Genomic DNA, 12,387 nt, shown 5'->3' with positions numbered 1-12,387 from the left:
GATATGACGAAACCAATGGGCAGAAATTCGCGCGGCGTGCCGCTTCGATACTTACCTTGTCCCGAACGTGGTGGCGCCGAACAGCGCCTTCTGCGTCGAGGGTTGCGAGCGCCAATATTGCGGCGGTGCAAACACTTCGCCGCCGAGTTCGGCGGCGGCGTGCCAGCCCCAGCGCGGGTCGTAGAGCATGCCGCGGGCCAGCGCGACCATGTCGGCCTTGCCGGAGGCCACGATCTCCTCGGCCTGCCTGGCTTCGGTGATCAGGCCGACCGCAATCGTCGTGAGGCCGGTCGCCTGCTTGATGGCTTGCGCGAACGGCACCTGATAGCCGGGGCCGAGCGGGATTTTTTGCAACGGCGAAACGCCGCCCGAGGACGCGTCGATCCAGTCGACGCCGCGCTGCTTCAACGCCTTGGCATATTCGATGGTCTGCGCCAGATCCCAGCCGCCCTCGACCCAGTCGGTCGAGGAAAGCCGCAGGCCCACCGGCTTGTCATGCGGAAACGCCGCGCGCACCGCGTCGAACACTTCGAGCGGAAAGCGCATGCGATTCTCCAGCGACCCGCCATATTGATCGGTGCGCTGATTGGAGATCGGCGACAGGAATTGATGCAGCAGATAGCCGTGGGCGCTGTGCACCTCGATGGCGTCGATGCCGAGCCGCTCGGCGCGCTTCGCCGCAGCCACGAACGCATCGCGCACCCGCGCGAGACCCGCGGCATCGAACGCCTTTGGCGGCGTCTCGCTCGCCTTGTGCGCAATCGCCGACGGCCCTTCCACCTGCCAGCCGCCTTCGGAAACCGGGATCAGCTGGCCGCCGTCCCAGGGCGTGTGGCTCGACGCCTTGCGGCCGGCATGGGCGAGCTGGATCATCACGGCCGCCTTGGAGCGCTTGCGCACCGAGGCCAGGATCGGCTTCAGCGCCGCCTCGTTGGCGTCGTTGTAGAGGCCGAGGCAGCCCGGCGTGATCCGGCCGATCGCCTCGACCGCCGTTGCCTCGATGCAGAAGATCGAGGCGCCCGACAGCGCCAGCGAATTGATGTGCGTGAAGTGCCAGTCATTGGCGTCGCCATCGACGGAAGAATACTGGCACATCGGCGCCACCATGATGCGGTTGGCGAGCTTCAGGCCACGCAGCTGGATCGGGGAAAACAGGGTGCTCATGCAAGGATGTCCGGACCGGGAGGGAAGGATGCTGGCCTGCAACGTAGCGAGCCACCCCCTTCCCCTCAACCCGCCGCCAGCGCAACCCTCCCCTTACTGTTTGATCCCGGCAGCCTTGATCAGCTCAAAATTGGCCGCGATCTCGCGCTTGAGGAGTGCATCCATCTCGCCGGGGGTCATCGGCATCGGCTCGATGGCGAGCTTTTTCAAGCCATCCTGCGTCACCGGATCGGCCAGCACCTTGGTGCCTGCCGCATGCAATTTGTCGACGATCTCGCGCGGCGTCTTCGACGGCACCAATACGCCGAACCAGATCGCGCTGTCGGCATCCTTCAATCCGATGTCGACCGGGCTCGGCACATCGGGCAGCTCAGTCGCGCGCTTGGCCGTCGATACCACGAGCGCGCGCACCTGGCCCTCGCGGATCAGCGGCAGCGCGGTTGCCAGCGGACAGAAATAGAAAGCGATCCGGCCGCCAAGAATATCGGCGATCACCTCGCCGCCGCCGCGATAGGGAATGTGGGTGGCCTCGAAGCCGGCGGCGAGGCGGAATTTCTCGGAACTGATATGGACCGCGCTGCCGATACCGACCGAACCGTAGGAGATCGATCCGGGCTTCGCCTTGGCGTCCGCGATGAAATCCCGAATTGTCTTCCACGGACGCGAATTCGGCACGATCATCACATTGGCGGTGGAGCCGATCATCAGCACCGAGGCGAGGTCGCGCGCGGCATCGAAGGCCAGATTTGGAAAGATCGCCGGTGCGATCGTCAGCGCGTTGGAGTTGGAGAGAATGCTGTAGCCGTCGGGATCAGCCTTGGCCACCAGGCCCGAACCGACCGTGCCACCCGCACCGGCGCGATTCTCGATCACGATCGGCTGGCCGAGTTCGACCGCCAGCCGGTCGAACAGCAACCGCGGCACGACGTCGGCCGCGCTGCCCGCGCCAAACGGAATGGTCGCCTTGATCATGCGGGTGGGCCAGGTTTCGGCCTGGGCGGCAAACCCTGAGAAAACGATCGAAAGGATGAGGAATACGCGAATGGACCTGGTCATCAAATGCTCCGGTTTCACTGCCCGGATCGCTGCAAGAACCGTTCCGCAAACAGGGTTACGCAGTGAACCCCGTCCTGCCTCAATCCACCAGCGTGAACTGCAGCAGCAGATTGCGCTGGATCATCGAGAAATTGTCGTCGGAGATCAGCGTCAGCACCGTATCGCCTTCGTCAGTCACATGGGCGTCGATGCCTTCCAGATTGTCGATTTCACTGCCGAGATCGGCGTTGAAGATCGTGGGACCGTCGATCACGGCACCTAGGGCAATTGAATTTGGCGCGATGCGCCGGATCCGGACGCCGATGCCGCCGAGCATGGAAAACTTGCGCTCCAGCAACAGCAATTGACCCGAGGGCAGCAGCACCGCATCGCTGACGTCGAAATTCTCGGTGCGGCGGATGCCGAACTGGCCGGGCGTCTTGCCGCCGATCAGAAAGCCCATGATGTTGCCGCCGGCATCTAGCCCGCGTTCGGAGATCGCGATCAGCGTCCCCGCTAGGGCAAAGCCCTTCGGCACCATCACCAGCGCCTCGAGCCCCTTGTTGAACGGCAGCTTGCGCGCCGCCGGCGGCAACGGCAGCGGCTCGCCGAGCGAGCGCGTAAAACCCTTGGCGAAATCGAACCGCAATATCTGATTGACCCGTTCGATGCCGACATAGACGTAAGAACCATCGAGCGCGATCGACTCGGTGTCGAACCAGCCGCGGGCGGTGATCGGCTTGCCATCGGGACCGAGTATCGGCGACGCTTCGACATCGTCGAGGCCGGTCATCTCGCGGCCCTTGTAGACGATGCGGCCGGTAAACCAGCCGCCCTTGTCGCTGATGGCGATGAAGCGTTCGCCCTTGGCGTCGAGCCGCAGACCCGACAGGCCGCCAAAGCCGCGAAACCGCGAGGTCAGGATCAAGCCGCTGCGATATTCCAGCGAGCCAAACCGCACGTGGGAGCGGTCGCGGGTATCGAACGACGGCAGCGGCCTCGCATTGACCTCGATCGAGACCGGCGCGGTGACCGAATATTCATCCGGGGGAGCCGGCTTCGGCGGCCGCTGAACTGCGGTCTGCGCATGCGCAATCGCAGGCAGCGCGGCGGCCGAGAGCGCCGCCGCTGCAGTTTTCAGAAAGCGACGGCGGCTAAAAGGTGCGCGCATACTCTCAGGAATGCAGACGGCGTGGCCGGCGCGTTGTCGTGGGCGCGGCGCCGTGGGTCTCGCTGAAGAGCTCGGCAAGCTTTTCGGTGATCGCGCCGCCGAGTTCCTCGGCATCGACGATGGTCACCGCACGGCGATAATACCGCGTGACGTCGTGACCGATGCCGATCGCGATCAGCTCGACCGGCGAACGGGTCTCGATCTCCTCGATGATGTGGCGCAGATGCCGTTCGAGGTAATTGCCCGGGTTGACCGACAGGGTGGAATCGTCGACAGGCGCGCCGTCGGAAATCATCATCAGGATCTTGCGCTGCTCGGGACGCCCAAGCAGGCGCTTGTGCGCCCAATCCAGCGCCTCGCCGTCGATATTTTCCTTTAAAAGTCCCTCGCGCATCATCAGCCCGAGATTTTTCCGCGCGCGGCGCCAGGGGGCGTCGGCGGATTTGTAGATGATGTGACGCAAATCGTTCAGCCGGCCGGGATTGGCCGGCTTGCCCGCGGCGAGCCACGCCTCGCGGGATTGCCCGCCTTTCCAGGCGCGCGTGGTGAAGCCGAGGATCTCGACCTTGACGCCGCAACGCTCCAGCGTCCGCGCCAAAATGTCCGCACAGGTCGCCGCCACCGTGATGGGCCGGCCGCGCATCGAACCGGAATTATCGAGAAGCAGCGTCACCACGGTGTCGCGGAAGGTCGCTTCCTTCTCGTGCATGAACGAGAGCGGGTGATAGGGATCGGTGACCACGCGCGACAGCCGCGCCGGATCAAGGATGCCTTCCTCGAGATCGAACTCCCAGGCGCGGTTCTGCTGTGCCATCAGGCGGCGCTGCAGCCGGTTGGCGAGCCGGGCAACGATGCCCTGCAGATGCGCCAGCTGCTTGTCGAGATAGCTGCGCAGCCGTTCCAGTTCATCATGGTCGCAGAGATCCTCGGCCGCGATCACCTCGTCGAACTTCGGCGCAAAGGCGTGATATTCCGGTCCGCGCGGTTCATTGGCGCCGCGCGAATTCGGCCGCGTCGCCTCGCCTGGCGTTTCGTCGTCGCCGAGTTCGCCATCGTCGAAGGTGTCTGACGTGGAAGCCTGCGCGCTTTCCATCGCGCTCTCCGACATCTCATCGGTCGAGGCCTGGGCCTGATCGGCGCTCATTTCCTGCGCGGCGTCAGAGTCGGGCGAACCTTCGGCGCCGGACTGATCGTTCTCGCCGTCCTGATTCTCCTCGTTGTTCTCGTCGTCGTCGGCATCGGCGTTGCGATCGTCGCCAAGGTCGAGCGCTGACAGCAGATCGTGCACGAGGTCGCCGAACTTGGCCTGGTCTTCGGTCACGCGGCTCAATTGATCGAGCCGCGCGCCGATCTTGTCTTCCAGCACCGGGCGCCAGAGGTCGACCATCTTCTTCGCCGCCGTCGGCGGCGCCATGCCGGTCAGCCGTTCGCGCACCAGCATCGCCAGCGCATCCGACAGCGGCGCGTCGGCGCGGTCGGTGATCTCGTCGAATTTGCCGCGATGGAAATGATCGTCGAGCATCGCGGTGAGGTTTTTCGCGACACCGGCCATCCGCCGCGAGCCGATCGCTTCGACGCGCGCCTGCTCAACCGCCTCGAACACGCCGCGCGCCTGCGGATTGCCCGGCATCAGCTTGCGGTGAACTTTTGGATCATGACAGGCGAGTTTCAACGCGATCGAGTCTGCATGGCCGCGCACAATCGCGGCATCGCGTTTCGTCATCTTGCGCGCAGGTTCGGGCAACCGGGCCTTGCCCGGCGCGAGGCCCGGACGTTCGGCCGCGAACGTCACTTCGAGCTCGGGGGCTCTTGCGATCGCGCGCAGGCACGACGTCACCGCGCGCTTGAACGGCTCGGTCGGCGCTTCCTTGGATCCGGTGCGGAATTTGGAGTTGGATGTGCTCATAGCGCTTTCGTAAACCAATGGCGCGTCACGCCTTCAGGATAACCTTCGATCGAACCGAATTCCTCATAACCGCAGGCGCGGTAGAAACCCGGCGCCTGAAAACTCATCGTATCGAGATAGGACCGCGTGGCCCCAAACCGTCTCGCTTCGTCTTCAATCGCCTTGATCAGCTTCGTTCCAAAATCCTTGCCGCGAAGTTTCTGCTCCATCCAGAACAACTGTATGAACAGCACCGTGGTCCAGACTTCGCCTACAATCCCGCCGACGATCTTGTCGCCTTCGCGCAAGGAGATGGCGAGGCGCTTGTATTTCTGCTTCCCCATCTTCTCGGTGTTGTAGCCGATCAATCCGCCGAGCACCGCCTTCTTGGTCTTTCCAATGGTGCGCTCGACGGAAATTTTCGGCATGGGCTAGCTGAGCGCCACGTTGACCGAACTCTCGGCGAGTTCTTGGTTGAAGCAGCGCTGATAGAATTCAGCCACCAGTGGCCGTTCCAGTTCGTCGCACTTGTTGAGGAAGGTAACGCGGAACGCAAAGCCGATGTCGGAGAAGATATCGGCGTTCTCCGCCCAGGTGATCACCGTACGCGGGCTCATCACCGTCGAGAGGTCGCCATTGGCGAACGCGTTTCGGGTGAGGTCGGCGAGCCGCACCATCTTGTTGACGATGTCCTTGCCTTCCTGCGTGCGATAGTGCTTCGCCTTGGCGAGCACGATTTCGACTTCCTCGTCATGCGCCAGGTAATTCAGCGTGGTGACGATCGACCAGCGGTCCATCTGGCCCTGGTTGATCTGCTGGGTGCCGTGATAGAGGCCCGACGTATCGCCGAGACCGACCGTGTTGGCGGTCGAGAACAGGCGGAACGACGGGTGCGGCTTGATCACCTTGTTCTGGTCGAGCAGCGTCAGGCGGCCGGAGACTTCCAGCACGCGCTGGATCACGAACATCACGTCGGGGCGGCCGGCGTCATATTCGTCGAACACCAGCGCAATGTTGTGCTGCAGCGCCCAGGGCAGAATGCCGTCGCGGAATTCCGTGACCTGCTTGCCGTCGCGCACGACGATGGAATCCTTGCCGACCAGATCGATACGGCTGATATGGCTGTCGAGGTTGACGCGCACGCAAGGCCAGTTCAGCCGCGCCGCAACTTGCTCGATATGGGTCGATTTACCGGTGCCGTGATAGCCGGTGACCATGACGCGGCGGTTGTGCGCGAAGCCGGCAAGAACCGCGAGCGTGGTGGCGCGATCGAAGCGGTAATCCGAATCGACTTCCGGCACGTGCGGGTCGACTTCGGAATAGGCCGGCACTTCAAGATCGGTATCGATCCCGAAAACCTGCCGCACCGATACCTTCATATCGGGGATACCGACGGGCTCTTGAGTTTTGGTCATGGCGGCGGTCGTCATCAATCCTCCGAGGTCCCGGGCATTCCCGAAACCAGATTTGTTGAATGGCTGCGGATGGGTGCTGGTTGCGAACCTAGCAGAGAGCAACGGCCGGAAGAAGCCCGCCGCGCAATGAAAGTTCCGCAGCCTTATCATTGAGATAGGCACTGAACTCGATTTTTGGAGGGCAGCCCTGCGAATCACGCCGTACTTTTGTACCCGGCGGCCGCGCCAGCCGCCGCGGAACCGGTGCCTCGGGACAGCCCTTCCCGCGTCCATGGCGAGTTGTTAGGTCTGGGCCGTCAGGTAAATCGCGCAACCGCAACGGGAATTTTGTGGCCTCCTTCCTCGATCCTCTGATCGCTTTTGTCTCGGCCCATCCGTGGCTTGCTTATCTGACGCTGTTCCTCGCCGCCTTGCTGGAAGCCGTTCCGGTGGTCGGCTCGCTGGTACCGGGATCGACCATCATCCTCGCCTTGAGCGCGCTGGTGCCTGGCGGCGAACTGAAGTTATGGGCGGTGCTGGCGGCGGCGATTGCCGGGGCCGCGCTCGGGGACGGCACCGCGTTCTGGGTTGGCCATCGCTCGCAGCGCGAGATTCTCAGCGTCTGGCCGCTGAAGAACTACCCAGCCATGGTGGCGCGGAGCGAAGCCTTCTTCCAAAGCCGTGGCGCGCTTGCGGTGTTTTTTGCGCGTTTTGTGCCGCCGATCCGCGCCTTCGTGCCGGTGACGGCGGGCGCGCTGGGCATGCCGCCGCTGCGGTTTTACGGCGTGAATGTTCCGGCCATCCTGGTCTGGGCGATGGCCCATGTGCTGCCGGGCGTCTTCGCGGTTTCGACACTGCACGAATATTTCGGACCGCATCATCACGGCACGGCCAAGCATCTCTGGATGCTCGCGGTGCTGGGCGGCGCGCTGGTTGCGGCGCTTGCGATCTGGATCATCCGCCGCCGCCAGGGCGACGGCGGGATCGAGCCGGCCAGGCCGCTCAAGTAGTCCGGGCGCGTCCCGGGGCGGGGCCGACATAGCGCGCACGCGGGCGAATCAGCCGCTCCTGGCGCAATTGTTCGCTCGCATGCGCGATCCATCCGACCGTGCGGGCCATCGAAAACAGCACCAGTTCATGGCCCGGCGGCAGGCCCAGCGTGTGCACGAGCACTGCCAGCGCGTAGTCGATATTGACGAATTCGCCGGTCGCTTCCGCAATGCGTTCCGGGATTTCGTGGGTCAGTTTGCGCTCTGCGCCCGAGCGCGCCAAAGCCTCCAGCAAGGCCTGCGCGCGGGGATCTCCGAATTTGTAGACACCATGGCCGAAGCCCGCGAAACGTTCGCCCAGCGCCACCCGCTCGCGAATCAGGGGCGCGACCTCGCCCTTGGCCAACGTCTTGAGCAACTGCGCCGCCAGCACGCCGGCGCCGCCATGCCTGGGACCTTTCAAGGCAACGAGGCCTGCGATCATCGCGTCATAGAGGTTCAGGCCGGTCGACGCCGCGCAGCGCACGGTGAAGGTCGAAGCGTTCAATTCATGATCCGCCAGCAGCACCAGCGCGCGGCGGATCAGATCGGCGGCGTGCTTGTGATCGGGCGCCCAGGTCCTGGCGATTTGCAGGTGCAGCGGCTGCGGCGATGTCTTCGCGTTCAGCATGGTCGCGACCACCAGACGCAGGATGCGGCCGCCGACCATCGCGCGTCCCTCGGGCGCGCGGGTAAAGGCGCGCGGATCGGCAACGGCCGCGAGCGCCAGCACCGCAATGGCGCGATCGATCGCGTTGGCGCCGCGGGTGGCCTCGGCAACCGCGCGCATTTCATCCGAGATCGACGGGCAATTATCTGATGCAAACGGGTCGACGCCGGTGACGTCCCATAACAGCGTCGCGGCGTGTTCGAGCGTATCGCGCTCGGCGAGATCGACGCAGTTGACGCCGCGATAGATCGGGCCGTCCTCGGTGATGGTCGCAATCGCCGAATCCATGACGGGCAAATCGGCATCGAAACTGCGCATTCCGCGCGGCTCCGGCGCCGGCGCCCGCCGCTCCTTGAGCGTGCGAACGTCCTCGGCCCGGTAGCGATGGCTGCGCGAATCGGCCGACGGCTCGGAGCGGATCAGGCCTCGGCTGACATAGGCGTAGAGCGTCGCCTGCGAGATCGCGAGTTCGGCGGAGGCCTCGCGGGCCGAAAGGTATAGGCCGGCGGATTTTTTCATATTGATTTACATAATCAAGATTGATCAATCTGTCGAGAGGGACGACCTTTGCGGTGCACAAAGGAGATCCGACCATGAACATGCAGCTTTCAAAGACCCCGATCGGCCTCGATGGCGTCCCCGCAGCCGAAACCGTGCTGAGCCATGTCGATGGCGAGCGCGGCGAACTGATCATTGCCGGCGAGCGCGTCGGCGAACTGGCCCGCAAGACCGGGTTCGAGGGCGTGACCGCCCGGCTATGGAGCGGCGGCACCGGTCAGCCGGTCGGCGAGGCCGCGGTGCGTGCCGCACTTGGCGCCGGGCGCGAACGCACCTTCGCCCGGTTGCCGGAGCTGCTCGGAATCACGCGAGGGCTGTCGATCGTCGATGGCTTCCGGGCGGCGATCGCCGGACTGCGCGCGGAAGCGGGACTGACGCACGAGGCCACCATTGTCGGCGCATTTCCTGTCATCGCAGGCGCGCTGGTGCAGCGCGCCAAGGGCCATGATCCCGTGACGCCCGATCCGACCGCGAGCCATGCCGCCGATACGCTGTCGATGATGCTTGGCCGCAAGCCCGACGCGCGCGAAGCGGCAGCGCTCGACGCCTATTTCGTGACCGTGTGCGACCACGGCATGAACGCCTCGACCTTCACGACGCGCGTCATTGCCTCGACCCATGCCGATCTGTTTGCGGCGGTGACGGGCGGCTATTGCGCGCTGACGGGGCCGCTGCATGGCGGCGCGCCGGAGCCGGTGCTCGAAATGCTCGACGCCATCGGCTCGAGCGAGCGCATCAAGCCCTGGGTCGACAGCGCGCTGTCGCGCGGCGAGCGGCTGATGGGCTTTGGCCACCGCGTCTATCGGGTACGCGATCCCCGCGCCGACGTGCTCAAGGGCGCGATCGAACGGCTCGCCGGCGGCGGCATGGATCTGCCGTTCGCGGGCGAGGTCGAGGCCTATATCCGCGACGCCTTGAAGCGGAAAAATCCGGACCGGCCGCTCGACACCAATGTGGAGTTCTTCACCGCAATCCTGCTCGACGCGCTGAAAATCCCGCGCCAGGCGTTCACGCCGATCTTTGCGGTGGCGCGCGCCGCCGGCTGGACCGCGCACGCCCGCGAACAGCAGCGCACGGGGCGGCTGATCCGGCCGAGCTCGGCGTATATCGGGCCGATGCCGGGGTGAGAGGGCAAGAGCGTTTGTTTGGAGGACGACAGCGGAGCCATTATCTTCGCTGTCGTCCCTGCGAACGCAGGGACCCATAACCACAGGGGGGTGTTGTTTAAAGAAGGTATCGGCGAGCGTGCCTAACGCACGGCCGCGGCGTATGGGTCCCTGCGTTCGCAGGGACGACAGCGAGTTACGCGCCGCGCACGACCGTCTTCAGATAATTATACGCCTTGATGATCTCGATCAGGCGATCCTCGGTGGAGCGGTCGCCGCCATTGGCGTCGGGATGGTGCTGCTTCACCAGCAGCTTGTATTTTGCCTTCACCGTTTCCAGCGTCGCATCGGGGCCGAGCCCCATCACCTGCAGCGCCTTGCGCTCGGCGTTCATCACTTTTCGGGTTTCGGGCTTGGTCTCGCCGGCAGCGCCGCCCGGACCAGGCCGCCAACGGCCGCGGCCGTTAAGCTCCGAGAACATGCTGAACGGATCGGAAGCGGCGTCGATATCGGGCTCGGCGCCGGCCTTGCCCTTCTTGCCGCCGTTGGCGCCCATCTTCCAGGTCGGACGATGGCCGGTCAGCGCATCCTTCTGGTAGCGCGCGACCGAGTCGGCGCTCATGCCCTGGAAGAAATTGTAGCCCTGGTTGTATTCGCGGACGTGGTTGAGACAGAAGTGCCAGTACTCTTTCGAGTTCTCGCGGCCCTTGGGCGCGCGGTGCGGGCCCTTGTTCTTGCACTCCGGCCATTCGCACATGGCGGATTCTTCGCGCGCCTGCGCCTGCTGCTTCGCGCTCAGCTTGTTGGGCTTGATGCGAATGGAGTCGAAGAATTTGGATGAATCGATTGGCATGGCTGACTTTGACTACGCAATGCCCAAGGCTTCAAGTCTTGACATTGCGAATACCCCTGTTCCGATCTGGCATTGACGAAAAACGGTCCCGGACGTAATGCCGCCGTCATGAGCACCAAGGACGATATCATAAACAAGTTGCGTGAAGCTTTCGTACCCGAAAGCCTCGACGTAACAGACGAATCACATCTGCATGAGGGCCATGCCGGCCACAGGCCCGGCGGCGAGACGCATTTCCGGGTATATATTGTGTCGCCGGCCTTCGAAGGGAAGAGCCGGATCGAACGTCATCGCATGGTCAATGCGACGCTCGAGGCGGAACTCAAGGGGTCCGTGCACGCGCTGGCGATCAAGGCGCAGGCACCCGGGGAAACTACGGGCCGCTGATTATATCACTCCTGGCAAAGATATAAGAGCCCGATGACCACGCTGAAGCTCATTGTTTTGGCCGGGCTTCCCGGTTCCGGGAAGAGCACGCTGGCGGAAGGGCTTTCCCGGCATTTTTCGCTGCCGCTATTGTCGATTGATCCGATCGAGGCGGCGATGTGGCGTGGCGGCCTCTTGCGGGATCAAACGGGGATCGCGGCCTATGAGGTCGCACAAGCCCTGGCAGCAGAACAATTGCGGCTCAATCATTCCGCCCTGATCGACGCGGTCAATCCGGTCGAGGCCCCGCGCGCGGCGTGGCGAAAGCTTGCGGCAAAATATCGCGCGGATTTGAAGATCATCGAATGCATCTGCGTCGACCAGGCGATCCACCGCCGCCGTATCGACGCCCGCATCCGCAATATCGACGGGATGGCCGAGATCGACTGGGCCAGGGTCGAACAACGGCGCGCCGAATATGAGGCGTGGACCGATGCAAGGCTGACGCTCGATACTTCGGCGGCGCCGCCGGAACGGTTGCTCGCCGAAGCGATCCGCTATCTCGCCTGAGCGCACGCCATGTCGATGCGAAGATCGACGCAGGACGGTGGCAGCGCTTTCATCTTTGTGAGACAATCAGTCGCGCGGTGGTGCGGTTTCCATGCGAACGCGGGGTCGGACTGACCCCGATGCCATCGCCATGTGATGGGGTCGTCCGATGCGCTATTGGGCACATCAGGGGTTGGCCGTTGCGGCGTTGATGGCCACGTGTTCCATCAAGGCCTTCGCGCTCGACATGCCCGGTCCCGCCGCTCAGGAGGTGCTGGTGAAAAGCATCCTGGTGACGCTGAACGACGCGGTCGCCGCTGACAATTTCACCATCCTCCACGCCAAGATCTCAAAACCGTTTCGCGAGCAGTTCCCGCCGGAAAAGCTGCGGGCGGTGTTCAAGGACCTGGTCGAGAAGCACGCCGTGTTCGACGCCGTGGTCGCGCAGAAAATGATTTTCGACGAGGACGCCAGGATCGACGAGAAGGGCGTGCTGAATCTGAAAGGCCATTTCCAGACGGCGCCTAAACAGCTGCGGTACCAGCTTGGCTTCATCGAATCCGAAGGAACGTGGAAACTCAGCGGCGTCGCGATCGATATTGAGTAAT

At 63.9% G+C, this 12,387-nt stretch carries 13 protein-coding genes; 5 read left to right on the top strand and 8 right to left on the bottom strand.

Translation table 11 applies throughout. The features are described 5' to 3' along the window. Nucleotides 1-51: 51 nt before the first annotated feature. The 6 genes from JQ641_RS23400 to cobS form a co-directional block, all read right to left on the bottom strand. The gene (locus JQ641_RS23400; RefSeq protein ID WP_211998259.1) at nt 52-1,164 is read right to left on the bottom strand and encodes an NADH:flavin oxidoreductase/NADH oxidase; all 1,113 of its coding nucleotides are present in this window, start codon (nt 1,162-1,164) and stop codon (nt 52-54) included. 93 nt (nt 1,165-1,257) lie between these two features. Then, nucleotides 1,258-2,220 (bottom strand): Bug family tripartite tricarboxylate transporter substrate binding protein, encoded by a 963-nt coding sequence (locus JQ641_RS23395; protein ID WP_211998258.1) that lies wholly within the window; start codon nt 2,218-2,220, stop codon nt 1,258-1,260. A gap of 79 nt (nt 2,221-2,299) precedes the next feature. Continuing rightward, nucleotides 2,300-3,370, bottom strand: a complete 1,071-nt coding sequence (locus tag JQ641_RS23390) for an esterase-like activity of phytase family protein (protein WP_211998257.1) — start codon at nt 3,368-3,370, stop codon at nt 2,300-2,302. A 4-nt stretch (nt 3,371-3,374) separates the two neighbouring features. After that, complete coding sequence (gene cobT / locus JQ641_RS23385; protein WP_192736486.1) at nt 3,375-5,276, bottom strand: cobaltochelatase subunit CobT; 1,902 nt, start codon at nt 5,274-5,276, stop codon at nt 3,375-3,377. Continuing rightward, entirely contained in the window at nt 5,273-5,683 is a 411-nt protein-coding gene (locus tag JQ641_RS23380; RefSeq protein ID WP_211998256.1) for a GNAT family N-acetyltransferase, read from the bottom strand. The genes cobT and JQ641_RS23380 overlap by 4 nt, the downstream gene beginning before the upstream one ends. A gap of 3 nt (nt 5,684-5,686) precedes the next feature. After that, entirely contained in the window at nt 5,687-6,685 is a 999-nt protein-coding gene (gene cobS / locus JQ641_RS23375) for a cobaltochelatase subunit CobS (protein WP_211998255.1), read from the bottom strand. Between the two features lie 314 nt (nt 6,686-6,999). Here cobS and JQ641_RS23370 point away from each other — a divergent pair, with 314 nt between their 5' ends. Next, entirely contained in the window at nt 7,000-7,659 is a 660-nt protein-coding gene (locus JQ641_RS23370) for a DedA family protein (RefSeq protein WP_211998254.1), read from the top strand. Here JQ641_RS23370 and JQ641_RS23365 read toward each other — a convergent pair. Beyond that, complete coding sequence (locus tag JQ641_RS23365; protein WP_211998253.1) at nt 7,652-8,866, bottom strand: citrate synthase family protein; 1,215 nt, start codon at nt 8,864-8,866, stop codon at nt 7,652-7,654. The genes JQ641_RS23370 and JQ641_RS23365 overlap by 8 nt on opposite strands. Before the next feature lie 74 nt (nt 8,867-8,940). On the opposite strand from JQ641_RS23365, the gene JQ641_RS23360 reads away from it, so the two are divergent. Then, nucleotides 8,941-10,032, top strand: coding sequence for a citrate synthase/methylcitrate synthase (locus JQ641_RS23360; protein WP_211998252.1), 1,092 nt, complete (start codon nt 8,941-8,943; stop codon nt 10,030-10,032). A 175-nt stretch (nt 10,033-10,207) separates the two neighbouring features. On the opposite strand, the gene JQ641_RS23355 is transcribed toward JQ641_RS23360, so the two are convergent. Continuing rightward, complete coding sequence (locus tag JQ641_RS23355; RefSeq protein ID WP_192736480.1) at nt 10,208-10,864, bottom strand: J domain-containing protein; 657 nt, start codon at nt 10,862-10,864, stop codon at nt 10,208-10,210. Between the two features lie 108 nt (nt 10,865-10,972). On the opposite strand from JQ641_RS23355, the gene JQ641_RS23350 reads away from it, so the two are divergent. From JQ641_RS23350 to JQ641_RS23340, 3 genes are all read left to right on the top strand, one after another. Beyond that, nucleotides 10,973-11,251, top strand: coding sequence for a BolA family protein (locus tag JQ641_RS23350; RefSeq protein WP_192736479.1), 279 nt, complete (start codon nt 10,973-10,975; stop codon nt 11,249-11,251). Nucleotides 11,252-11,284: 33 nt separating this feature from the next. Next, the gene (locus JQ641_RS23345) at nt 11,285-11,800 is read left to right on the top strand and encodes a P-loop nucleotide/nucleoside kinase family protein (RefSeq protein ID WP_211998251.1); all 516 of its coding nucleotides are present in this window, start codon (nt 11,285-11,287) and stop codon (nt 11,798-11,800) included. Nucleotides 11,801-11,990: 190 nt separating this feature from the next. Then, nucleotides 11,991-12,386 carry a hypothetical protein gene (locus JQ641_RS23340; protein ID WP_249150628.1) on the top strand — a complete coding sequence of 132 codons (396 nt, stop codon included), beginning with the start codon at nt 11,991-11,993 and terminating at the stop codon, nt 12,384-12,386. Nucleotide 12,387 lies beyond the last annotated feature (1 nt).

It is taken from the genome of Bradyrhizobium sp. JYMT SZCCT0180, assembly GCF_018130165.1.
GTDB lineage: Bacteria > Pseudomonadota > Alphaproteobacteria > Rhizobiales > Xanthobacteraceae > Bradyrhizobium.
The sequence above is the reverse complement of the archived record's forward strand: the minus strand, read 5'-3'. Positions and strand labels throughout refer to the sequence as shown.

Bases quoted from the DNA above. Each gene is read 5' to 3' on its own strand.
- JQ641_RS23400 (WP_211998259.1), bottom strand. From the start codon at position 1,164: ATGAGCACCCTGTTTTCCCCGATCCAGCTGCGTGGCCTGAAGCTCGCC.
- JQ641_RS23395 (WP_211998258.1), bottom strand. From the start codon at position 2,220: ATGACCAGGTCCATTCGCGTATTCCTCATCCTTTCGATCGTTTTCTCA.
- JQ641_RS23390 (WP_211998257.1), bottom strand. From the start codon at position 3,370: ATGCGCGCACCTTTTAGCCGCCGTCGCTTTCTGAAAACTGCAGCGGCG.
- cobT (WP_192736486.1), bottom strand. From the start codon at position 5,276: ATGAGCACATCCAACTCCAAATTCCGCACCGGATCCAAGGAAGCGCCG.
- JQ641_RS23380 (WP_211998256.1), bottom strand. From the start codon at position 5,683: ATGCCGAAAATTTCCGTCGAGCGCACCATTGGAAAGACCAAGAAGGCG.
- cobS (WP_211998255.1), bottom strand. From the start codon at position 6,685: ATGACGACCGCCGCCATGACCAAAACTCAAGAGCCCGTCGGTATCCCC.
- JQ641_RS23365 (WP_211998253.1), bottom strand. From the start codon at position 8,866: ATGAAAAAATCCGCCGGCCTATACCTTTCGGCCCGCGAGGCCTCCGCC.
- JQ641_RS23360 (WP_211998252.1), top strand. From the start codon at position 8,941: ATGAACATGCAGCTTTCAAAGACCCCGATCGGCCTCGATGGCGTCCCC.
- JQ641_RS23355 (WP_192736480.1), bottom strand. From the start codon at position 10,864: ATGCCAATCGATTCATCCAAATTCTTCGACTCCATTCGCATCAAGCCC.
- JQ641_RS23350 (WP_192736479.1), top strand. From the start codon at position 10,973: ATGAGCACCAAGGACGATATCATAAACAAGTTGCGTGAAGCTTTCGTA.
- JQ641_RS23345 (WP_211998251.1), top strand. From the start codon at position 11,285: ATGACCACGCTGAAGCTCATTGTTTTGGCCGGGCTTCCCGGTTCCGGG.
- JQ641_RS23340 (WP_249150628.1), top strand. From the start codon at position 11,991: ATGGCCACGTGTTCCATCAAGGCCTTCGCGCTCGACATGCCCGGTCCC.